The following is a 22003-nucleotide window of genomic DNA, read 5'->3' as shown; positions in this document are numbered from 1 at the left end:
AAAATCGATATCTCTCTCTTCTCTTCCCTCTGTGCCTGTGTGGTTCTTTTCGTGAAACCGGCGCTCGCGGCTCGGCCAGCCGATTGGGTTATCTGCGACGGAAGAGCTGCTGCGCCGCGTCCATCGATGAGCTATGAACGGCCACTTGCCGTGAGGCCCGAGCTCCCTCAGAGCTCGACGAGGGTGCCATCGAGACGGGTGAAGACAAAGCCCCTGAAGACCGACTCGGGATAGGTAGGGCGCTCCTCCCGGAGGACGCGGATGGCGAGCTCCTCGCCCAGCTTGTGACCGGCGACATCGTCGTTCCTGTAGTGTATGCCGTAAACATCCCTCCCCAGCGACGTGTTGTGCGCAAGCTTGTTGATCTCACCGGCGATGGTGAGCGGCGGCCCGTCCACGCCGGGCACGTAGGGCTCGAGCGCCGTGCCGTCGCGGCTCGGCTTGACGGGGTTCGGCAGCACGAAATCCTCCTTGAACCAGGCCTTCAGGAGGGCAGCGCGGGAGCCTGCCGTGTAGCCGTGTCCCCCCGGGTGGGAAGGATCCGTGGGCGAGCCGATGGGCATCATGCTCGGAAGCAGGTACGAGCCCCTGCCGCCGTTCAACCCACGCCGCCGATTGACCAGCTCGTTGTAGGCATAGATGCGGTCGAGCACCGGGGACTCCAAGAGGTCCGGGTGGATGGGGTAGTCCGCCGCGCCCCGCCGGCGGTTGTGCACGCGCCCGCCGAAGGCGTCCGGCCGCAGGTAGCGGTGGACGTACCACTTCCCGTAAAAGCCAGGATGGCTGGCCCGGGTCAAGCAGCCCATCAGCGTGAGCAGGTGGGACGGCCCGAAGCTGGCGAACCCGATCTGCGTCCTGCTCGACTTGTACGGGTTGCGATCGCTCAGGGCCTGGTCGCCATAGCTGAGGAGGATGAGGGCCGCGCGGAGATAGGGGGTGAAGTGCATGTCCGAGCCGGCGAGCTGGCCGACGCCGCGCAGGTTGTGGATGTAGCGAGGGACCGGGTCCATGCGCGGGAAGCCGATGGTCGTGCCCGGGGGGAAGCCGCGCTGCGCCGCCAGCCACTCGTCATACGACGTCATGAAGTCGATGCCGTTGCCGGTGGTGACAGGCAACGGGACCTGCAACCGGGGCACGAGCCTGATGGAATCGTACGTCATGGGCTGGAGCATGAACTGAGAGACCATGGGCCCGTCCATCACTCCGGGGCTGTCCATGCGGAAGATCGTCTGGGGGGTGAGGGGCCTCGGTCCCCTGTAGCCTGAGTACCGGCTGAGATCGTCGATGGCCGCGGCGACGGTGGGATCGGTAGAATAGTCGGTGAAGGGAACGTCGCGGCAGAGCGCCATCCAGTAGAGCTCGGCCATCTGAGCGGCCGCCTCGGCGCTGGCGAAGGGAGGCGGCGGCGGTTCGATGGGCACGGCCGCGGCGTCCGGTCCGATCAGATCGTACGTCAGGCCGCCAAGAGGGTTGCTCAGCCGCAGCAGGCCCGCCAGCGGAAGGGCCTCGAAGTCCTCGAAGCGGCCGCTCGCGAGCGCGCACAGCATCGCGTCGTAGGCGTCGGGATCCACCTCGCCCAGGTCATTGTGGGGCAGGCACTTGGAGTAGTTTCCGATGCGGTTCGGGTAGAGCTCTTCATCCCCGTTGGTCCACTTGGGGAAGAGCCCCAGGCGGAGCTCGTCGAGGGCGGCCTGGCGGCGCAGCTGGAACGCGCGGTGGCGCCGCTCTTCGCCCCGCTGCGGCTCCGGATCATCTCCGGGCTCACCGCAGGCCGCGCCGCGCCGCGCGTCCGTGTCCTCCGCCCAACTGGCCAGCGCCGTGCCGCCCAGCGCGCCAAGGAAGCCGCGGCGGTCCGTCCGCGCCTGGCGGATCTCGCCGGCGGTCACGTTGTGATCATCGCCTCCTCGCGCTGGAGCCTGAGAAATAGCGTCCTTGTGTCGCTCGCTCATGGAACTACCCCCCTCTTATCTACAGGCCCGCTCCACGCGAGCCACGAAGCTCCGCGCTCTCGCCGTCGAAGAATGAAGAAGGATCACGAGCAAAAGCTGCAGCGGCGACGTCCGGGGCGGGGAATCGCTGCCACGCCAATAGATCGGCTTTCGATGATCGCGGCGAGGTCGCGTTGCGGTCAGACGATGACACCACGCTGCCGGGGCCGCAAGCGCCTGGCCAGGGCACCGTGACCGTCCGGGCTGCGCGGGTTACTCGTGACACGATCGCTGCCGTCTTCGCCTATCGTGCGACGCACCCGGTGCCATCGAAGCTGCCGAAACCGCCAGCTACCTGGGGCGCTGCCTTTGCCAACCTCGCGCAAGAAAACGCACTTCAGTGGCCTGCCTTGGCGGTTCATTTCTCGCTGGATCGACGCGATCGAAGCTCTCGAGAAGATACTTGGAGCTCGCCCTGCCGCAACCGCCAGCGCGACGTCGTGCTCGTGGTTTGCGCGGGCGGTCCGGGCTCGGCGCGCTCGATGGCCCGCGCCGAGGGCGCGACTCAGCGCCGGAGCAGCGTCTCCGCCCCCGCCTGCGAGCTGCCCAGGCTGGCCCATCGCCCCGTGAGCTGCCTGCCCTCGATCGCATAGCTCACCACGCCGACCGGCTGCCCCGGCGACCAGCCCACCACGAGCTGGTCTCCCGTGCGGAGGCCCACCCCCTTCAGCGCGCCGGTGCTCAGCGTCCAGGTCACCGCGTACGTGTCGCCCGTGCGCGCGATGACGACCGTCCCCTGCCGGCTCCCCTCGACGATGCGGTAGCTGCCGGTCAACCCCTCGGGCCCCTGCAGCGTCTCGGCCTCGATCTGGCCGGGCCGATCGCTCGCGCTCCACTGCCCGCGGAGTCGATCGCCCTCGATGCGGTAGGCGGCCGCGCCGTACGGGCCGCCGCTCGCCCAGCCCACGGCGAGGGTCTGCCCCTGCAAGAACGCGATCCCCTCGTAGCCGGCGCCCTTCGTGATGATCCAGGCGATGCGGTACGTGTCCCCGCTCCGCGACAGCAGGACGTTGCCCGCGTAGCTGCCCTGCCCGCCCGGGTTGCGCGACGAGGTGATGTCGTACGTGCCGGCCAGGTCGACGTCGCCGGCCGTCGCGGCGCCCGGCGGCGCCGGGGCGCTGCCGGGGGTCGCGCCGGCGCCGCCCGCGCTGCCGTACGGCGGCGGGAGGACCTGGGGCTCGGTCGCGCGCAGGCGCTGGACGAGCACGACGCCGCCGACGACGAGGGCGGCGACGGCGAGCAGACCGCCGCCGGCGATCGCGAGCAGCAGGCCCCAGGGCGCCCTCCGCGCCGGTCGGGCCGGGACCGGCACCAGGGTGCCGCCGGCCACGCCGCCGACGTCGGTGCCGGCGAGCGTCGGGGAGGTCAGGCCCGTGGTCGCCGGCGGGGCCGGCGCGAACGGCCCGGGCAGCGGGGCCGCGGGCCGGTGGACGGCCGCGGCGAGCACGGCATCGAGCGCCGCCATGGCCTGCGCGGCGTCGGCGAAGCGAGCGCGGGCGTCGCGCGCGACGCACCGGGCGAACCAGGCGTCGAAGCCCGCGGGGATCAGGTGCGGGCAGCCGAGGCGCGCGGCGCGGGCGGACGCCGGCTCCAGCGGGACGAACAGCACCTCGCGCATCAGCGACATGACCGAGGCGCTCGGCCCGCGGCTCGGCTCGAGCCAGTACATGCGCCCGGTGAGCAGCGCGAAGGCGAGCAGGCCGAGCGCCCAGACGTCCGACGCCGGGGTGACGTGCTGGGACGCCTCGGTCTGCTCCGGCGCCATCCAGAGCGGCGTCCCGACCGACGCGGTCAGCGCCGTGGTGGCCCGCGCCTCGGCCACGATCTTCGCGACGCCGAAGTCGAGCACCTTCACCTTGAAGCGGACGTTCTGCTGCCGCGGCCGCGCGATGAAGACGTTCTCGGGCTTGAGGTCGCGGTGCACCACGCCCGCGCGGTGCGCCGCCGCGAGCGCGTGGCACAGCTGCCCCATGAGCTCGCGGACCTCGTCGGGCGGCAGCGCGCCGCGCTGCGCGATCACGGTCGACAGATCGGCCCCGTCGAGCAGCTCCATCGCGAGCCACGGGGTCTGCGTCGCCGGATCGACGCCGGCCGCGACCACCTCCACCACGTGGTCGCTCTCGATGCGCGCCCCCACCCTCGCCTCCTGCTCGAAGCGCTCGCGGAACCGCGGGTCCTGCGCGAGCTGCGCGTGCATCAGCTTCACCGCGCGCTGCTTGCCCGTGGAGAGCTGCTCGGCCACGAGCACGGCGCCCATGCCCCCCTGGCTCAGGGGACGGACGATGCGGAAATCGCCCCCGAGGACGGTGCCGGGGGCGAGCGATGCGGCGGTCGTGAGGTCGAGCATGGCGGGAGGGGGCGGCGCCGCGGGCGACGCGCTCCGGTAGCGTACCCCCGGACGCGCGCTGAAGGGGCGCCGCAAAGCGCACGCCGGCGCGGTCGCCGGGTCCTCGCCGCGGAGGGCGCGCTCAGCCCCCGGCCGCGCCGCCGTCGCCGATCACCACGAGCTTGCGTTTCCGCTGCATGGCTCAGACCTCCGCCAGGCCGATGTCGATCGTCGCGAGGCCGCGCACGCCCTCCGGCGCGCCCACGGACAGCTCCAGCACGCTCTCCGGGGGGATGTCCTCGACGATGACGAGCGGCACGTGGATCGCCGCCTTGGCGCCGATCGGGAAGTACCGCATCGGCTGGCCGTCGCGCTCGAGCAAGAGGTAGATGAGCTCGGGCGTGGAGTTGCCGGCGCGCAGGTAGATGAGCTGCGCGCGCTTGTCCCGCGGGACCGTGTACCCGACCACGGGGCGGAGGGGGACCGGCCGCTCCAGCCCCTGCCCCTCGAACGCGTAGACCCCCTGTATGAACCTCGGTGTTTCCAACGTGGCCTCCCGGGCGAGTCACCGGACGAGCGCGCCCTTTGGCGCGCCGCGTGGGGTGCGATTCGGCTGCACGGGAGTGATACGGCGCGGCCGGTTTCGAGGGCACGTTGCCTGGCGCAGCGATCCCGTGTAGGTCGAGTTTCCAAGGTGTTTCGATCGTCTCCGTCCTCTTCTTCCCGCCCGGCCGCGGCCGCTGAGCTCGTCGTGGTCGGGGCCGGCTCGGCCGGCGCGGTGATCGCGGCGCGCGTCACGGAGCGCGCCGATCGCGAGGTGCTGCTGCTCGAGGCGGGCCCGGACTACCCGGACGCGGCGCGCCTGCCCGCCGACCTGCGGGACGGCACGCGCAACTCGTGGCTCGCGCACGACTGGGGCTACCGCCACCGGCCGACGCCCGGGCAGATCATGTTCCTGTTCCCGCGCGGCAAGGTGGTCGGCGGCTCGTCGGCGGTGAACACGTGCATCGCGATCCGCGGCATGCCGTACGATTACGACGAGTGGGCCGCGCTCGGCCTGCCCGAGTGGGGCTTCGACGCCTGCCTGCCCTATTTCAAGCGCCTCGAGGACGACCGCGACTTCGGCGAGCCGTGGCACGGCAAGGGCGGCCCGGTGCCCATCCGCCGGGCGCGGCGCGAGGAGCTCGTGCCGTGGCAGGCGGCGTTCGTCGACGGGTGCAGGGCGCTCGGCTACCGCGAGTGCGCGGACACGAACGATCCGCAGGCGCCCGATGGCGTCGGGCCGCACGCGATGAACAAGATCGACGGCCAGCGCATGAGCGCGGCGCGCTGCTACCTGACCGCCGAGGTGCGCCGGCGCGAGAACCTGCGGCTCCGGCCGCGCACGACGGTGCGGCGGGTGCTGGTGCGGAATCGCCGGGTCGAGGGGGTCGAGGTCGAGACCGACGGGCGCGTCGAGGTCGTCGCGACGCGAAAGGTGGTGCTGAGCGCGGGCGCGATCGCGACGCCCGGGATCCTGCTGCGCAGCGGCATCGGGCCGCGGGACCAGCTCGCGCGGCTCCGGGTCGAGCCCGTGTCCGACGTGCCCGCCGTGGGGGCGCGGCTGCTCGATCATCCGGGGGCGGCCATCGGCCTGTGGCCGCGCCGCCGCGGGCTGATCGACGTCCTGCGCCAGCCGCTCGTGCAGACGGTGCTCCGCTACACGTCGCGCGGCAGCCCGTACCCGAACGACATGCAGCTCCAGCCGGGGTCCTTCTTCCCGGTGCACCCGCGCCTCACGATCCCGGCGTTCGCCATCGCGTGCTGCATCGGCAAGCCGCGCGGCGCCGGCCGCATCGAGTACCTGAGCGCCGACCCGCACGCGCGGCCGCGCATCGTCTCGAACATGCTCGTCGACCGCGACGATCGCGCGCGCGCCGTCGACGCGCTGGCGCTCGCGTACGAGGTCGCCCGCGCCGCGCCGATGCGCGAGCTCGGCTTCTTCCTGTGGCCCAGGGAGCGCACGCTGATGCGGCGCGAGGCGCTGGAGCGGTGGATCACCCGGAGCTGCGGCTCCGGCTACCACCCGTGCGGGACGGTCCCGATGGGGCCCGAGGGGGACGCGGCGGCGGCGGTCGACGGGCGCGGGCGCGTCCGCGGCGTCGAGGGCCTGATCGTCGCGGACGCGAGCATCATGCCGACCATCCCGAGCGTGAACACGAACCTGACCGCGCTGATGATCGGCGAGCGCTTCGGCGAGTGGCTCCGCGAGGGTGCGGTCTAGCCGGCGCAGGGAGCGAGAGCCCCCTCGCCGGCGAGTACGGCCGGTCAGCCAACGTTCGAGCAGCCGGCGGTGATCGCGGGGCTCACCTCGTGCAACGACAGCTCGCAGTGCCTCGAGGGCAAGACCTGCCAGAGCGCTCTCCTATACAATGAGCCTCGCCGCTCCGCGGCTGCCCCTCCAGCTCGACGAGGAAAAGGAAACGGAGACCATGACAGGCACTTATCGCCCCTTGTTGCTGCCTCTAACCCTCGCGCTGTTCTCGCACGTGGTCGGCTGCTCCGGTTCGGACTCGGATGCGGCCGCCTCGAGCGGGGGAGCGACCAGCGCCTCGTCCACCTCCGGCGGCGGCGCCACCTCGTCCACCTCCGGCGGCGGCGCCACCTCGTCCACCTCCGGCGGCGACGCCACCTCGTCCACCTCCGGCGGCGACGCCACCTCGTCCACCACCGGCGGCGACGCCACCTCGTCCACCACCGGCGGCGGGACGACCGAGAAGTTCAGCTTCTTCGTGACCAGCATCGCCGCCATGCGCGAGCTGTCGGGCTCCCAGGACGGATTCGGCGGCGATCTCCGCTTCGGGGAGACGGGGCCGGGCGCCGGTCTCCGAGGCGCGGACAAGATCTGCGCGACGATCGCCGAGAAGAGCCTCCCGGGCGCAGGAAGCAAGACGTGGCGCGCGTACCTGAGCGCCGCGGCGGGCGAGGACGGCAAACAGGTCGACGCCATCGACCGGATCGGCGAGGGGCCCTGGTACGACCGGCTCGGCCGGCTGGTCGCGAACGACAAGGAGGAGCTGCTCAACACGCGTCCCAGCGGGGCCGACGAGGCGATCATCGACGATCTGCCGAACGAGGACGGCGTCCCCAACCACCAGCCCGATCCGAGCCAACCCGAGGTCGACAACCACGACACCCTGACGGGCTCCAACGACCAGGGGCGGCTCTACAGCGCCACGGCGACGTGCAAGGACTGGACGAGCGCGGCAGGCGAGAGGGCCTCGGGGGAACCGCGCCTTGGACACTCGTGGCCGAGGGGCGGCCGCGGGGGCATGAGCGGGAACCACTGGATATCGTCCCACGACGCACCGGGGTGCGCGCCGGGCGTCAATATCGCGCAGACGGGAGGTCCGCCGCCGGGCTCGGTCACCGTCGGCGCCGGCGGCGGCTACGGAGGGATCTACTGCTTCGCCCTGACGCCCTGACGCAGGCGTACCGGCGTGCGCGAGGAACGATGCTCTCCAGGTCGTCCCCGGACGCAGGGCCCGGCGTCTCCCCTCCAGGAAGAGGAATCCCGGCGGCGCAGAGGACTCGGAGAGAATCCCAGAGAGCCGCTGTGCTCTCCGTGCCCTCTGTGCTCTCTGTGCCTGCGGGGCGCGGATCTCGGGCCTTCGCGCCCATCGGCGCGAGAGGCCTCTGCAGGAGAGGTCCGCGGCTTGCTCTCCCCAGCGCAGGTGCGCTTCGTGGCACCGGGAGGGGCTCATGCGGACTTCGAAGACGGGGAGAAACAGCGGTAGGTCGACAAGAAGGAGAGGCGTCGTGGGGGGGCTCGCCGGGCTTCTCGGGCTCGGCCTCTGTCTCGGCGTCTCCAGCGCTTCCGCGGGCGACGCCGCACAGCGCACCTCGCCGCAGGCGCAGGCGCGAGCGCAAGGCCGCCTCGGGCCGCACCGGGCCTCGATTCCCACGCAGCACGCCGCCTCCACCTACGTCGCGAACCCCCAGAAGCGGCGCTGGATCATCGCCGGAGCGTCCACGCTGAGCGGCTTCTGGACCGCGTCGGCCATCTACGGCGCCGCCCTCAGCCTCGAGCGGCCGCACACCCGGCTCGTGCCCCATTGCACCAAGTGCGCGTGCTCCCTCGTCCCGCAGCGCGACAGGGCCTCGGCCAGGCCCACCACGCTGCTCATCCCCCTCGCCGGCCCCTGGATCCACCTCGGCACGGGGCGGCACTCGGCGGCAGGCGCGGTCGGCCTCTCCGTCCTGGGCGCCGGCCAGGCCGTCGGCCTCGGGATGCTGCTCGGCGGCATCGCCATGCCGCGGCAGGTGCGCGTGCCGATGAAGCGCGGCAGCGTGCTCCAGGTGGGCGCAGCGCCGATCGTCACCCCCGACGGGCTCGGGCTCTCGATCCAGGGCTCGATGTAGCCGCGGCTCGAGGTCCCCGCCGGCGCCCCGATCGCGGAGCGCCCCGCGGCGCGCCGGCGCGCCGCGGAGCGCCCCGCGGCGTGCCGGCGCGCGGGTCACGGCGAAGGGCCGAGGATCGCCCGCACGCGCAGCCGCTCCTCGGGCGTGAACGCGCGCGCGAGCAGCGCCTCCTCGGCGGCGCGCCGCGCCTCCGGATCGGCCTCGGTCGCCGCGATCGCCGCGCGCGCGCCCTCGAACGCGTCGAGGCGCCGCTGCCAGTCCGCCCGCTGCCGGTCGAGCGCCGCGAGCCGGTCCGCAGCCTCGGGGCCCACGGTCGCGACCCGGTGCGCGTGGAGCTCCTCGTCCGAGGCGCCCGCGTCGCGGAGCGCCTGCTCCTCGGCCTGCTGGACGAGCGGGCGCACCGCCGCCTCCCGCGCCTCGCGGAGGTGCTCGGGCAGCGCGGCCTCGACCTCGGCGAGCCGCGCGTCGCGCTCCTCGGGCGAGAGGGTCGCGTCCGCGAGGACGCGGGACGCCTCGATCGCCGCCGCCCCCTCCCGCTCCTCGTCGCCGAACAGCTGCGCCGCGACCTCGTCGCCGAAGTGCGCCCGCCGGATCTCGCGCAGCGCGGCGAGCCGCTCGGCCGGATCGGCCGCCTGCGCGGCGCGCGCCGCGCCGGCCGCCTCGCGGTAGCCGAGGTACCGGTCGAGCAGGGCGATCGCCTGGTCCGCCGCGCGCCCCGCCGCGCGCTCCCGGATCGCCGCCACGATGCGGGCGCGGATCGCCGCGTCCGGCTCCTCGCCGGCCGCGCTCAGGAAGTAGTCGAACAGCGCGAGGAGCTCGGGGCCGACGATCAGATCGCCGTTCGCGTCGACGAGCACCGCGCCGTCGACGTCCGTGCCGCGGAGCGACGGCGCCGCGGACGGTCGCGGCAGAGCCGCCGCGGGGGGCGCGACCGACAGCGCATGCCGGACCCGCGCCGGGGCCGGCGCCGTCGACAGCGCCGGCCGCGCTTCCGCGCGGGAGGAGCGCGCGGCCAGCCCGCTCGTCCGCGCGGCGGACGCGGCCGGTCTGGGCCGCTCCCGCGAGAGGAGCCGCCCGGCGCCGAGCAGCGCGGCGACCGCCATCGCCGCGAAGACAACCTTCCTTCCACGACGCTCCACGGGCCCTCGCCGGATCAGAGACCGAGGTTCTTCAGGCGGCTCGCGTGCGCTCGGAACACGGATTTCGGGTTCGGGCCAGACAGGTTGATAAACCCGAAGAGCTGATTCACCTCGTCGAGGTGGTTCATCCCGTAATCGTCGCGGACCACCTCCCCGAAGTGGGAGCTGCACCTGCCCACCATCCCGTCGTTCGACTCCGAGTACAGCTTGGAGATGAGCCCGAGCGTCACGTCGGTCGGATCGAGGAGGCTCGTGATGATCCCTGTCCCCGACCACGAGAAGAAGCGCACGCCGTTCTCCTCGGCGGCGCCCTGCCCGCACCGGCTGGCGGGCAGCCCGGCCGGGTAAAGCGCGTTGAACTCGCGCATCCCCTCGGCCGAGAGCGACCTCACGGCGGCGATCGAGTCCTGAGGCGCCGTATGCCCGCTGAGCAGGCTGAGCACCGTGCCCAGGCTGTTGGCGAGGAACGAGAGCGCCCCCTGGGCGAAGCCGCCGTCGCGCAGGTTCTCCTGGAGATAGCTGGCGAGCTCGGCCCCCTGGTGCGGCGACCCGATCGTGGTCACCGAGGCGACGAGATCCGGCCGCACCGCGGCGACGTACCGGACGTCGAGCCCTCCATGGCTGTGCCCGATCAGGTTGACCTTCCCGCTCCCGGTGCGCGCGACGATATCCTCGACCTGGGCGAGCAGCGCCTCCCCGCGCGCCTCGGTGCTGTCGAACTGGGGCACGGAGGTGGCGTACACCTCCGCTCCGCCGGAGCGCAGCGTCGACGCGATCCCACCGAAGTAGTCGACCACACCGAACATCGCCTTGAAGCCGGCCATCCCGTGACAGAGCACGATGGGATACTGCGTCTTCGCATAGCTCTTCAGCGCCTGGGCGGCCTCGCCGACGTCGGCGCGCTCCTCGCCCGCCGCCTCAGCCATCGACGCAACGCATCCTTGCGAGAGCAGCAGGACGGCAGCGCCGGCGGCACAGCGCAATGCGTCAATCCACATTCGGCACCCAGCCCCTCGTTTTCTCTCGACTCTCTGCCCATTTCGAGCGGGTGTGACGGTGGTGGGTAGTACGGCGCGCGTGTTGGAGGAATGAGCTCGTCTGATCACCTGTCACCTCTGATAGAGTATTTTTTTAATTCGAATCAAGCAGAACTCACAGGCTCTCAGCGCAATAAGCACCTCGCTTATCCTGGACAATCGGCAGACAGGTGTCCGCCCCCGCACCGGTCACGATGGTCCAGGCGACGCGACAGGCCATGAGCGGCGCGGCGTCAAACCGTCCGTGTCGCGCCGAACCGCGCGGGAAGCGGATGCGCACGGGCGGGCGAGGCGGAGGGTGAATGCACCCCTCGGGCCGGCTGGCTCGCCGCGGCGCCAGGGGCTAGCCAGCTGGCTCGATCGACGCGGCGCCCAGGACGATGCGCGCGTTCTCCGGCACCGCGGTCAGGAACCGCTCGCGCCGCCGTGGGTCCGCGATGCGCTGGGCCCGCGCGAGCAGGCTCTCTCTTGCGTCGGCGAGCACGGCGGCCGCCTCGGCGTGCGCGCCGGACGCCGCGAGCGCCTCGGCGTACGCGAGCCGCACGAGCGACTCGCCCTCTTCCAGGGACCCGAGCGCCGCGAGCTCGCCGAACGCCGCCCGCGCCGCGCCGAGGGCCGCCGCGACCTGGCCGCCGGCGAGCAGCGCGCGCGCGCGCACCGCCATGGCGGGCGCGCGCAGCCGCGGGGCCACGCGCAGGGCCGCCTCGGCCGCGCTCGCCTCCCGCTCGGCGGTCGCGGCGTCGCCCGAGAGCAGCGCGATCTTCGCGAGGTACGTCCGCGCCACGCCCTCCATGCGCAGGTCGCCCCGCTGCTGGAACGCCTCCACCGCGCGCCGCTCGACGAGCTGCGCCTCGTCGAGCTTGCCGAGCTGCCCGAGCGCGTGACCGAGGTTGTGCAGCGCCACGGTCGCGAGCTCGCGCAGCCCCATCCGATCGGCGGCCTCCTGGGCGGCGCGCAGGGCCGCCTCGGCCGCCTCGAGCTCGCCGAGCTCGGCGTAGATGAAGCCGAGGTTCGCGCGGATCACGCAGGCGCTGCGCCTGTCCCCGGCCTGCTCGAACGCCGCGAGCGCCGCCTCGAGGCCCTCGAGGCAGGCCTCGGGATCGCCGCCGGCCGAGGCGCGGATCGCGCGGAGCTGCTGCGCCGTCGCGACGAGCTCGGCGTCGGGCGGCGGGGGCGCGAGGAGGTCCTCGTCGATGCGCGCGAGCAGGGCGTCGGCCTCGGCGTAGCGGCCGCCGAAGACGAGCTGCGCGCCGCACTCGCAGAAGCACGCGAGCCGCGCGCGGCGCAGCGCCGGCGCGCCGGAGGGCGGCGGCGCGGCCGGATCGCGCCCCGCGGACAGGCCCTCGGCGATGGCGGCCCACCCAGCCACGCGGTCGACGGCGCCGAGCTTCCCCGCGGCGGCGGCGATCTGCGTCACGGCCCGGAACCACGCGGGGGAGCCGGCCGGGAGCAGCTCGGCCGCGGACGCGCCCAGCGCCTCGGCGGCGGCGAGATCGCCCTCCCAGACCTTGGCCTCGGCCGCGACAAGCCGGAGCGCGCCGAGGTCCTCGCCCGCGGCGCCGCACGCCTCGCCGCTCGCGGCGCGCTCGATCGCGGCGCAGAGGTCGTTCGCCTCGAGCGATTGCTCGGCCGCGCGCCGGTACCAGCGCACCGCGCGGCCGGGCTCGCCGCCCCGCCGGAAGTGCTCGGCCACGACCTGCGGATCCGCGGACGCGCCACGCTCGATCCACGCGCCCGCCAGCCGGTGGCCGAGCGCGCGATCGTGCTCGGTCAGCATGGCGTAGGCGGCCTCGCGGACGAGCGTGTGGCGGAAGACGTGGTCGGCGGCGTCGGCGAGGCCTCCCGACCCGGAGGCCGGCGCGACGAGCTCGCGGTCGGCGAGCGCCGCGAGCCACGCCTCCACGTCGGCGAGGCGCTCCTCGCCGCCGAGCAGCGCCGCGACGCCGCGCTTCGAGAAGCGATCGCCGAAGATGCTGGCCGCCCGGAGCACGCGCTTGCCCTCGTTGCCCTCGGCGTCGAGCCGCGCCTCGACCGTGCCGAGCACCGAGTCGGGCAGGAGCTCGCCCTTGCCGCTCGCGACCGCCCGGATGAGCTCTTCGAGGTAGAACGGGTTGCCGCCGGCGCGCTCGACCAGGTGCGCCACCACGCCCTCGGGCACGGGCTCGCCGAGCGCCGCGCGCACGAGCTCCGCGCCCGCGCGGCGCGGCAGCGGTCCGAGCTTGATCGTCTGCACCTCGCGCTCGGCCCACAGGTTCGGGAACCGCTGGTGGACGTCGGGGCGCGCGAGCGCGAGCACGAGGAGCGGCAGCTCGCGGAGGTTCCGCAGGGTCGCGTCGAGCAGGCGCACGGTGGCGGCGTCGCCCCAGTGCAGGTCCTCCAGCGCGAGGAGCACCGGGCGCGCGGCGCACTCGGCCGCGAGCCAGTCCTCCCACGCGGCCCACACGCCGTCGCTCACGCCGGCGGGGCTCTGGCGCGCGGCGCGCAGCAGCCGTGCGTGCTCGGGCGATGGCGCGCCGGCGATCTCGCCGAGGAACGCCGCGGCGCGCTCGAGCGGCGGGCCGTCGAGGTGGCGCCCGAGCCGCTGCCTCAGCTTGCGGTGGCGCGCCGCCTTCGGGTCGCGCTCGCGGAGGCCCGCGGCCCGGCAGAGGACGTCGGCGATCATGCCGAACGGCGAGCCGGGGGAGCTCGAGTCGGCGCGGCCCCAGAGGATCTCGACCGGCTCGTCCTGCTGCCGCAGAGAGGCGAAGAGCTCCAGGCGGAGCCGGGACTTGCCGGCGCCGGGCGGCCCGACGACGAGCACCGCGCTCGCGAGCGACTCGGAGATGCAGCCGGAGAGCGCGCCGTGGAGCATCGAGAGCTCGCGGGCGCGGCCGACGCAGGGCGTGCGCTTCCCGAGCAGCGCGGGGGCGATCTCGTCCACGGCGCGCTCGCCGGAGAGGACGAGCGGCTCGCCCGGCGCCGAGGGCGCGGGGCGCGCGACGACGAAGCGGGGCCCGAGCATGTCGGCGGTCGCCGGGTCGAGGCGCACGGCGCGCGCTCCACGCGCGTCGCGCGCGGCGCGGAGCTCGGCGAGGCCGCGGTCGATGGCGTCGCCCCCGGCGACGCCCGCGGAGAAGACGCCCCGCCCCGTGATGACGCAGAGCGGCGCGCCCGGCAGCTCGGCGCGGAGGGCGAGCGCGCACTGGGCGGCGCGCTCGGCGCGGTCGACGGCGCTGCCGGGGCCGGACATCACGACGAGGTCCACGCCCGGGGCGAGCTGCGTGAGCCTGCCGCCGTGGAGCTCGACGAGCGCGCGGATCTCGGCGGCGCGCGAGCTCGACGCGGGCGGAGAGCCGGCCTCGCCGAGGGCGCGGTCGAGCTCGGCGAGGGCGCCGTCGGCGGCGGCGCCGAGGAAGACGAGGCTCGCGACGCGCTGCTCGTCCAGCGTGAGGGCGGCGCGCTCGCGCGGGCCGGGGCCGCGGCCCGGCGCGCTCCCCGCGCGCGGCGGCGCGCCGGGCGGCATGCTCCCCGACAGCGTCGGCGCGTCGGGCGGGGCGATCCACGGGCCGGCCACCGCGGCGATCCGGTCGATCTCCGCCGCGACCTCGGCGCCGTCGCGCGGGCGATCGCCGGGCAGCCTCGACAGCATGCGCGCGACGAGCTCGTCGAGCGGCGCGGGCGCGTCCGCGCGCAGGTCGCGGAGGCGGGGCGGATCCTCGAGGAGCATCTTGCTGAGCGCGGCCATCGGGCTCGCGGCCGCGAAGGCGGGCTGGCCGGTGAGGCACTCGAAGAGGACGCACCCGAGGGAGAACACGTCGCTGCGCGGATCGGGCGCGCTCCTGGCCTCGACCTGCTCGGGGGCCATGTACCCGGGCGTGCCGAGGACGCCGCCGGTGATGGTCACGCGCCCCGCGTCCGCGCTGGGGCGCGCGATGCCGAAGTCGACGAGCTTGACGCGCCCCGCGTCGCCGCCGGGAAGGAAGAGGTTGCTCGGCTTGATGTCGCGGTGGACGATGCCGCGCGCGTGCGCGAACGCGAGGGCGTCGGCGGCCCGGCGCACGAGCGAGAGCCCATCGCTCGCGGGCAGGACGCGGCGGGCGAGGCGCGCGGCGAGGTCCTCGCCGTCGAGCCACTCCATGGCGAGGTAGCGGTCGCCCTCCGGGGTGCTGCCGTGCGCGACGTAGCGCACGATGCCCGGATGGACGAGCGAGGCGAGGAGCGCGGCCTCCCGCTCGAACCGCTCGACCTGGATCGCGCTCCTCAGGCGGACGATCTTGAGGGCGACCGACGCGCCGCCGAGGCGGTCGTGCGCCTTGTAGACGGTGCCCATCCCTCCGGCGGCGGCCTCACCTTCGAGGACGAAGCGCCCTGCGACGACCTCCGCGTGGCTCACGTCAGCGCAGGAACACGGTGACCGAGCCCGGGTGCGGCACCTCCTCGACGGCGAGCTCGCCCGAGCGGACGTGGTCCGTGCCGCGGCAGTTCCGGAAGCTCCCGTCGCTGCTCGGCGCGTCGCACAGGCGCTCGCACGATCCGGCGACCTCGATCGCGCATGTATCGAGCGACGGCCCGCAGACGCGGGGGATGGCCGAGGTCTCTTTCGGGAGGCACGCGTGGTAGAGGGGCCGCTCCGCGAAGATGTCGCCGTAGTACGTCGCCTCCCGCACGGGGAACGCGGCGCGCTCGACCTTGTCGGCGAGGAGCTCCGCGCGAGCGCCGCGGAGGGAGATCCTCACCCGCTCTCCGAGGTAGTTGACGCGGGCGAGGACGCAGCCGCTGACCCAGCTCCGGCACGCGCCGTCGCAGGATCCGCCCTCCTTTCCCCAGCGCGGCGCGAGGCCGAGCTCTCCCGGGAAGGAGCGCTCGTCGCCGTCGATCGCGAGGGTGAGGCGCTCGCCTCGCGGCAGCGCGCAGCTCGCGATGTACTTCAGCACGGCGCGCGCGGCCGGATCGCGGAGCGCCTCGGCCGTGAGCGGGCTTTCCGAGAGCGCCTCGGCGGTGAGCGCGTTCGATGTCAGCGCCTTCGCGGTGAGCGCGTTCGACGTCAGCGCGTTCGACGTCAGCGCGTTCGACGTCAGCGCGTTGTTCGACCCGACGGCCTGGGACGCGTCGCCGTCCTCGGCCTCCGCCGAGGGTTCCGGGTCGAGCGGGGCCGCGCAGGCGCCTGTGGAGAGCGCGGCGACGGTCAGGACGAGAGAAGCCAGCTTCGGCGAATGCTCCATGGTTAACGCCCCCTGGGATGCCCATGAGCGCTTCGCCCATGAGCTCCCGAAACGACCGGCGCCGGAACGCGGACCACGGGGGCTCGCATCGAACGCCGGTGCGTACATCTTGGTTCAAATGCACGAGCCGAGAAGAAGCCTACAAGGCCGGAGCGGCCGACGTGAGTCAGCGCCGCTACGGCGACACGTGGAAAGATGTCACTGATAAACCGCGTGGCAAAGACCGACGCGCACGCAATACGCTCTTTTTTTGTGTCGCGGAGCGAACGCTCTGTCGGCGCGAGACCACCGCTCTGTCCACGCCATCACGAACAGCGATGCTCGCACCGGGGACGGAGGCGCGATGAGCGGCGGAGGCGCGATGAGGTGCTGACAGCCACCCTCCTGCCGGGCGGAGCGCGGGGGCGCGCGTCGCTGGCGTCGTCGGGGTGGAGCGTCGCGCTGGCGTCGTCGGGGCGGAGGACGTGGACGTCGTGGTCTGCCGACCTGCGGGGCCGGCCTCCCCTGGGTCCGCGGTCGACTCGCGGGGGCGCGGCGCCGCCCCGGTCGCGGGGTGGCGGGGACGGCAGCGCTGGCTCGTCTGGGCCGGGGGCGCCCTGTCCACGCGCGGCCGTCCGCGGCGTTCGCTCGATCGAGGGGCGTGCCGCGGGCGGGGGGCGAACGGCGGCTAGACGGACTGCTCGGCGCGGTGCGTCGATGTGCCCTTGACGCCGCTGCGCCTTGATCATTACATGCCGCAGACCATGAAGGGCCATGCCCGCAATCTGATGACCGAGCGCGTGATCGCTTTGGAGCAGGGCACGCCGGTCACCGACATGTTGCAGCTGTTCGCGAAGCAGAACCTGAGCGGCGCCCCGGTCATCGACGAGGGGCACCACATCGTCGGGTTCGTCAGCGAGACCGATCTCCTGGGCGTGCTCCTGCGCGAGGAGTACGAGGGCATGACGGCCGCGGACGTGATGAGCACCCCGCCGATCTGCGTGGACGAGTTCATGCCCACCGACGAGGTGATGACGCTGCTCCGCGAGAACCGGATCCACCATCTGCCGGTCGTGCGCGAGGGGCGGCTCGTCGGGATCATCACGCCCCAGGACATCCTGCGCTACCTCGTGGAGCGGGTTCTGCCGCTCCCGCCGACCTCCGCCTGAGGCCACCGGCGCCCGGAGGGCAGCCGAATCGCTCTCCTCACCAGCGACATGGACGCGGCCACAGGATGGCTCGTTGGGACGCGTGCCGACACCTCGGCGTCTCGAGCGGCACCGGCGCGTCGAAGCCGGTGGTTCGCCCGACGTTCTCGAGAATGCGGAGGCGATTTCAGAACGAATCGGGGCCGCTCCAGCAAGCGCCGGAGTCTCCTTGTGCATTGCATGGAATGCTTCCTGTTTGCCATCGAATGCGGCGCGAGATCGTAGAGATCTGGCATACTCGCCCTCACGCTATTCGCTAAAAAATCATTCTATCGCGTGCGCATCGAACTGCTACGGCGCTGGGAAAGGTGGTGCTGTGGTGCCTGTCGGTCTCCGGCGACGACGCGCGGCTCGAGCGGGAGATCGGGCGCATCGCGGCTGCGCTGGACGAGGTGCTGCAGGCGCCGACCGGGCTCGCTGCCCTGGAGGCGCTCTTGCGCTATCTTGTGGCCACGCACGCGCGCTTCAGCGTGCGGAAGATCGGTCGGCTCTTGGAAAAGGCGGCGGGCCCGCGGGCCCAGGAGGCCATCGTGACGACGCTGGACGAGATCGAACGCAGGGGCGAGCGCAGGGGGCGCGTGCAGGGGCGCGCGCAGGGGCGCGCACAGGGGCGCGCACAGACGCTCCTGGAGCTGCTCGCGGCCCGGTTCGGCGCCGTGCCGCCCGACGTGAGCGCCCGGATCCTGGCCGCGAACGAGGCGGCGCTCGTCGCCTGGACGACGCGGGTGCTCACGGCCACGACGCCGGAGGACGTCCTCGCCGAGGACGGCGAGCGCCCCGCAGCGACGCGGCGCCCTGCGGCACGCAAACGCGCGCGGCGGGTCTGATCCGGGGAAACGCCGCCACGCCCGCCCCGAGGCGGCCCGCTCGGCCGCACCCCCCGGCCGGAGGTGAAGCGCCCGCGGAGCCGCCGGCCGCCGCCTCCTACCGCCGGTCGAACTGGTACCGCGCCCGCTCCGCGCCCTCGATCTCGACCACGATGCGCTTCGGGCCGAGGCGCACCACGGCGTGCGCCGCCGCAGGGCGGCCCGGCGCGTCGTCGTCGAGGTTCTCGATCAGGCTCTGGAGCGTCACGTACGGAATGCCGCGGATCACGTCGAGGTGGTTCCAGTGCAGGTGGCCGTTGAAGACCGCGAGGACGCCGTGCTCCTCGAAGAGCTTCCGCATCGCGCGCCGCTCGCGCACGAGGCAGATGTGCGGGCTCCCCTCGAACCAGCGGTTGCCCCGGAGATCCTGATCGGCCGCGCTGTGGTGCATCAGCACGACCTTGGGCAGCGAGGTCCCCGCGAGGTCCTCGGCGAGCCAGGCGAGCTGCTCGGGCCCCACCGACACGTCGCAATCCTTGCGCTCGCGCGTGTAGAGGACCGTGAAGTGGTACCCGCCGCGGTCGAACGCGTAGTGGAGCCGCGTCACCTCGGGCCTCCCCCAGGCGGACAGCAGCTCGGCCTCGCTCAGGTGGACCACGTCGTGGTTGCCGGCGACGTGGAAGAGCTCGGCCCGCACGCCGCGCAGCGCCGCGATGCACTCGCCGTAGCGCGCCCGATCGGCCTCCGGACCCTCGTCCTCGATGTCGTCGCCCAGGTTCACGACGAGGTCGGGCCGCGTGACCTCGTTCATCCGCTCCACGAAGGCGCGCGTCAGCGCGGGCGCCTCGCCCGTGAGCTTGCGCAGCTTGCCCCCGAACGACGCCTGCGGGCCGAAGTGCAGGTCCGAGACGAGCGCGACGACGAGCTCCATCCGCGCCTCGCCGCTCAGCTCGACGCCGCGCCGGGATCTGGCGTCCCCTTGGAGCCGCCGAGGCACGCGGGCGAGCGGAACCCCGCGCTCCCCTGCCGCTCCCACTCGTCCGGCGTCATCGCGCGGATCGTCAAGGCGTGCAGCCCGGCGCCGAACTCCTCGCGTACGACCTCGTTGACGCGCCGGTGGCGCTCGAGGGGGCTCAGGCCCCGGAACGCCTCGCTCACCACGAGCACCTTGAAATGCGTCTCCGAGCCCGCCGGCACGCTGTGCATGCGGCTCTCGTTCTCCACCTCGAGGTGCACGGGCTCGAGCGCGCGGGCGAGCTTGCTCTGGATCGACTCCTGCCTCGTCGCTGTCGTCATGGCCGCGCGAAGCTTAGCCTCGGCCGCGCCGCCGGTCACCCGATGAGCGCCGCCGCGAAGGTGCGCCCGCCCGCCGGGACCCGGGCGGGAGGGCGCTCCGCGGGCCGCGGGAGGGCGCTCCGCGGGCCGCAGGAGGGCCGCCGTGGACGAAGGGATTGCCCGGCGCCACGCCAACGGATAAACCGCGCGGCATGGCATCTCCGATGGTTGCGCGGCTCGCGCTCGTCCTCGTCGCCGGGCTCGCCGGCGCTTCCGGCTGCAGCGACGATGAGACGTCGACCGCCCCCGGCCCGACCGGAGTGCCCCAGCTCGAGATCGTGAGCCCGAAGGACGGCGCCTGCGTCGCGATCGGGGAGCCCTCGGACGCCTCCTCCGACGATGGGCCGACGGTTCCGATCAGCGTGACGGTCTCCGAGCTCCTCCTCCGCCCTCCCGGCACCTGCTTGACGTACCGGCAGTGCGGGCACCTCGTGCTCAGCGTCGACGGCGAGAGGAACAACGCCGCGGCCGGCCGCGTGATCGACGTGCGCCTCGGCGCGCTCGATCCCGAGGAACGCTACGGTGAGCTCGAGATCACCATCGCCGCCGTGAGCGACGCGGGCGAGCCGATCCTCGGTGGCGAGAGCAAGCAGGAGCCGCTCACCCGGAGCTTGTCGCTGACCGTCGCGGCGTCGTGTGAAGGCGGCAGCGGCGGCGCAGGCGGGGACGGCGGCTCGGGCGGGGACGGCGGCTCGGGCGGGGACGGCGGCTCGGGCGGCGATGGCGGCGCAGGCGGGGACGGCGGCTCGGGCGGCGATGGCGGCGCAGGCGGGGACGGCGGCTCGAGCGGCGATGGCGGCTCGGGCGGGGACGGCGGCTCGGGCGGCGCGGGCGGCGGTGGCGCGGGCGGCGGTGGCGGCGGTGGCGGGGACGGCGGCTAGCCCGCTCGCCGTTGCCCCGCGCCGCTCCAGCCCGGCCGAGGCATCATTTCTCCTCTGGATCGGCGCGCGGCAGGCCTCGCTCGTCGAACAGCAAAGCGATGTCGACGTGGAACTGAGCTCTGCGGGAGGAAGGCGGCGCCCGGTGTGAGCTCGGCGGCGGCGTGGAATGGCTGCCGTAGGCCTCACCTTCCAGCGCACCCGGCGCGAGCGCCTCGCGCTGCAACGGTGCCGCGCCCATCTGCCCCGCGGTCATCTCCGGCTGCGGGTGCCCCGCGCCCTGCTGCGAGGGCGACACCGGCGTCTCCCGTCGAAGAGGCGCCCCGGCGAGCTGCGCCTCCCGCCGCGAGCTCGGCACCGCCGGCTGCGAGAGCGGCGCCGCCGGGCGCGAGCTCGGCGCGGCCGGCCGCGAGCTCGGCACGAGCGCCTCGCGCCGGGACGGCGCCCCGGCCTCCTGCCGCGAGCTCGGCGCCGTCTGCCGCGAGCTCGGCGCGGCCGGGCGCGAGCTCGGCGCGGCCGGGCGCGAGCTCGGCGCCAGCGTCTCGCGCCGGGACGGCGCCCCGGCCGCCTGCCACGAGCCAGGCGCCGCCGGTTGCGACAGCGGCGCCGGCGTGTCCCGCCGCGGAACCGCGACCCCCGGCTGCCGCCGCAGGTACGCGGCGGCCGGCTGCGACAGCGGCGCCGGCGTGTCCCGCCGCGGATGCGCGGCGGCCGGCAGCGTCGCCCCCCGCGAGTACGTCGCGGCCAGCTGCGAGCCCGCCATCGGCGTATCCCGCCGCGCGTACCCGCCCGCCGGCTGCGAGGCCGGCATCGGCGTGTCCCGCCGCGCGTACGCGCCCGCCCTGCCCGCGAGCGGCACCGACGCGTCCCGGCGCGCGACCACCACGCCGGTCGGCGCCGGCGCCGGCGGCGACGAGGGCAGCTCCCGGCGCGCGCGCGACGTCAACGCCATCACGCCCAGGCGCTCCGCGCGCGGCGCCGCCGGATCGAGCGGGCGGTGCGGCGCCTCGCCCTGGCCGCCGGCCGCCCGGCGCTCCGGCCGCTGCGAGGCCACGGCAGCCGCCACGCGCTCGCGGAACGCGAGCTCCTGCGCGCCCGCGCTCCGCGGCCCGGACCGCGGCAGCGGCGTCGCCTCGGCGTCGCGCCGCGACGACGCGTCCGTCATCCCCCCGAGGGTCCAGCGCTCCGAGCACGGCCCCGTACCGTCGTCCCCGGGCGTCAGCGAGTAGCGCCCCGGCGTGAGCTGCCACGAGCGCTGCTTGCGGCTCTCGCGCGCCGCCGTGCCGAGCATCGCCCCGAGCTCGTCGTCCGTCAGCGTCTCGTCGACGCGCACCAGCGTGCTCACCACGTCGCGCGCGATCTCCTCGAACCCCTCGGGCGCCAGCGCGTAGGTCGACGACGTCACCACGATGGCCACCGGCCGGCGCTCCTCCGCCAGCGCCGCGGCCATCGATACGGGGCACGCCTTGACGACGATCCCCACGTCCATCGCTGCCGCCTGGCAGCGCTCTAGCAGCGCCTGATCGCCGCCGATGAGGAGGGCCGTCGGGATCTGGGCGCGAAGCGTGGCGTCAGAAATTCGCGGCATCGGTCCAAGGATCCTAACCTCCTCGACCCAAACAGAGGTCAGGAAAATCCTGTCATCGGACATTCCCCGTCATGTCTGGACAGCGAGCTCAACCGATGTCGGGAACTGCGCTCCGCC

General features: G+C 74.1%; 17 protein-coding genes. 6 read left to right on the top strand and 11 right to left on the bottom strand.

The annotated features are described in order from the left end of the window. Nucleotides 1-167 precede the first annotated feature (167 nt). The 3 genes from WMF20_RS20170 to WMF20_RS20160 form a co-directional block, all read right to left on the bottom strand. The gene (locus WMF20_RS20170; RefSeq protein WP_437615958.1) at nt 168-1886 is read right to left on the bottom strand and encodes a hypothetical protein; all 1719 of its coding nucleotides are present in this window, start codon (nt 1884-1886) and stop codon (nt 168-170) included. Between the two features lie 607 nt (nt 1887-2493). Further along, the gene (locus WMF20_RS20165; protein WP_437615956.1) at nt 2494-4335 is read right to left on the bottom strand and encodes a serine/threonine-protein kinase; all 1842 of its coding nucleotides are present in this window, start codon (nt 4333-4335) and stop codon (nt 2494-2496) included. A 181-nt stretch (nt 4336-4516) separates the two neighbouring features. Continuing rightward, nucleotides 4517-4861 (bottom strand): molybdopterin oxidoreductase, encoded by a 345-nt coding sequence (locus WMF20_RS20160; RefSeq protein WP_437615954.1) that lies wholly within the window; start codon nt 4859-4861, stop codon nt 4517-4519. Nucleotides 4862-5008: 147 nt separating this feature from the next. On the opposite strand from WMF20_RS20160, the gene WMF20_RS20155 reads away from it, so the two are divergent. Next, nucleotides 5009-6577, top strand: a complete 1569-nt coding sequence (locus tag WMF20_RS20155; protein WP_437615952.1) for a GMC family oxidoreductase — start codon at nt 5009-5011, stop codon at nt 6575-6577. Nucleotides 6578-6796: 219 nt separating this feature from the next. Here WMF20_RS20155 and WMF20_RS20150 read toward each other — a convergent pair whose 3' ends face one another. Beyond that, the gene (locus WMF20_RS20150; protein ID WP_437615950.1) at nt 6797-7096 is read right to left on the bottom strand and encodes a hypothetical protein; all 300 of its coding nucleotides are present in this window, start codon (nt 7094-7096) and stop codon (nt 6797-6799) included. Here WMF20_RS20150 and WMF20_RS20145 point away from each other — a divergent pair. Both WMF20_RS20145 and WMF20_RS20140 read left to right on the top strand, forming a co-directional pair. Next, complete coding sequence (locus WMF20_RS20145; protein WP_437615948.1) at nt 7086-7778, top strand: hypothetical protein; 693 nt, start codon at nt 7086-7088, stop codon at nt 7776-7778. The genes WMF20_RS20150 and WMF20_RS20145 overlap by 11 nt on opposite strands. Nucleotides 7779-8112: 334 nt before the next feature. Continuing rightward, entirely contained in the window at nt 8113-8715 is a 603-nt protein-coding gene (locus WMF20_RS20140; RefSeq protein WP_437615946.1) for a hypothetical protein, read from the top strand. A gap of 95 nt (nt 8716-8810) precedes the next feature. On the opposite strand, the gene WMF20_RS20135 is transcribed toward WMF20_RS20140, so the two are convergent. The 4 genes from WMF20_RS20135 to WMF20_RS20120 form a co-directional block, all read right to left on the bottom strand. After that, the gene (locus WMF20_RS20135; RefSeq protein ID WP_437615944.1) at nt 8811-9818 is read right to left on the bottom strand and encodes a lipase secretion chaperone; all 1008 of its coding nucleotides are present in this window, start codon (nt 9816-9818) and stop codon (nt 8811-8813) included. 50 nt (nt 9819-9868) lie between these two features. Beyond that, nucleotides 9869-10780, bottom strand: coding sequence for an esterase/lipase family protein (locus WMF20_RS20130; RefSeq protein ID WP_437615942.1), 912 nt, complete (start codon nt 10778-10780; stop codon nt 9869-9871). A gap of 454 nt (nt 10781-11234) precedes the next feature. Then, nucleotides 11235-15263, bottom strand: coding sequence for a serine/threonine-protein kinase (locus WMF20_RS20125; RefSeq protein ID WP_437615940.1), 4029 nt, complete (start codon nt 15261-15263; stop codon nt 11235-11237). A 1-nt stretch (nt 15264) separates the two neighbouring features. Next, on the bottom strand, nt 15265-16092 hold the full coding sequence (locus tag WMF20_RS20120; protein ID WP_129575917.1) for a hypothetical protein: 828 nt from the start codon (nt 16090-16092) through the stop codon (nt 15265-15267). A gap of 731 nt (nt 16093-16823) precedes the next feature. Between WMF20_RS20120 and WMF20_RS20115 the strand changes: the two genes are divergently transcribed. Beyond that, nucleotides 16824-17240 carry a CBS domain-containing protein gene (locus WMF20_RS20115; protein WP_129575916.1) on the top strand — a complete coding sequence of 139 codons (417 nt, stop codon included), beginning with the start codon at nt 16824-16826 and terminating at the stop codon, nt 17238-17240. 347 nt (nt 17241-17587) lie between these two features. Then, entirely contained in the window at nt 17588-18106 is a 519-nt protein-coding gene (locus tag WMF20_RS20110) for a hypothetical protein (RefSeq protein WP_437615937.1), read from the top strand. Between the two features lie 97 nt (nt 18107-18203). On the opposite strand, the gene WMF20_RS20105 is transcribed toward WMF20_RS20110, so the two are convergent. After that, entirely contained in the window at nt 18204-19016 is an 813-nt protein-coding gene (locus tag WMF20_RS20105) for a metallophosphoesterase family protein (RefSeq protein WP_437615935.1), read from the bottom strand. 14 nt (nt 19017-19030) lie between these two features. Then, on the bottom strand, nt 19031-19381 hold the full coding sequence (locus WMF20_RS20100) for a BolA family protein (RefSeq protein ID WP_044988516.1): 351 nt from the start codon (nt 19379-19381) through the stop codon (nt 19031-19033). A gap of 191 nt (nt 19382-19572) precedes the next feature. Here WMF20_RS20100 and WMF20_RS20095 point away from each other — a divergent pair, with 191 nt between their 5' ends. Beyond that, nucleotides 19573-20301 carry a hypothetical protein gene (locus WMF20_RS20095; protein WP_437615933.1) on the top strand — a complete coding sequence of 243 codons (729 nt, stop codon included), beginning with the start codon at nt 19573-19575 and terminating at the stop codon, nt 20299-20301. A 43-nt stretch (nt 20302-20344) separates the two neighbouring features. Here WMF20_RS20095 and WMF20_RS20090 read toward each other — a convergent pair whose 3' ends face one another. After that, entirely contained in the window at nt 20345-21886 is a 1542-nt protein-coding gene (locus tag WMF20_RS20090; protein ID WP_437615931.1) for a hypothetical protein, read from the bottom strand. Nucleotides 21887-22003 lie beyond the last annotated feature (117 nt).

It is taken from the genome of Sorangium sp. So ce834, assembly GCF_051521425.1.
In the GTDB taxonomy this organism is placed as follows: Bacteria; Myxococcota_A; Polyangia; order Polyangiales; family Polyangiaceae; genus Sorangium; species Sorangium cellulosum_D.
This window is presented reverse-complemented; position numbering and strand designations above follow the sequence as displayed.

Bases quoted from the DNA above. Each gene is read 5' to 3' on its own strand.
- WMF20_RS20135 (WP_437615944.1), bottom strand. From the start codon at position 9,818: ATGGCGGTCGCCGCGCTGCTCGGCGCCGGGCGGCTCCTCTCGCGGGAG.
- WMF20_RS20095 (WP_437615933.1), top strand. From the start codon at position 19,573: ATGGCATCTCCGATGGTTGCGCGGCTCGCGCTCGTCCTCGTCGCCGGG.
- WMF20_RS20105 (WP_437615935.1), bottom strand. From the start codon at position 19,016: ATGGAGCTCGTCGTCGCGCTCGTCTCGGACCTGCACTTCGGCCCGCAG.
- WMF20_RS20115 (WP_129575916.1), top strand. From the start codon at position 16,824: ATGCCGCAGACCATGAAGGGCCATGCCCGCAATCTGATGACCGAGCGC.
- WMF20_RS20130 (WP_437615942.1), bottom strand. From the start codon at position 10,780: ATGGCTGAGGCGGCGGGCGAGGAGCGCGCCGACGTCGGCGAGGCCGCC.
- WMF20_RS20120 (WP_129575917.1), bottom strand. From the start codon at position 16,092: ATGGAGCATTCGCCGAAGCTGGCTTCTCTCGTCCTGACCGTCGCCGCG.
- WMF20_RS20150 (WP_437615950.1), bottom strand. From the start codon at position 7,096: ATGCTGGTCACGAAGAAGCTGAACTTCTCGGTCGTCCCGCCGCCGGTG.
- WMF20_RS20090 (WP_437615931.1), bottom strand. From the start codon at position 21,886: ATGCCGCGAATTTCTGACGCCACGCTTCGCGCCCAGATCCCGACGGCC.
- WMF20_RS20100 (WP_044988516.1), bottom strand. From the start codon at position 19,381: ATGACGACAGCGACGAGGCAGGAGTCGATCCAGAGCAAGCTCGCCCGC.
- WMF20_RS20165 (WP_437615956.1), bottom strand. From the start codon at position 4,335: ATGCTCGACCTCACGACCGCCGCATCGCTCGCCCCCGGCACCGTCCTC.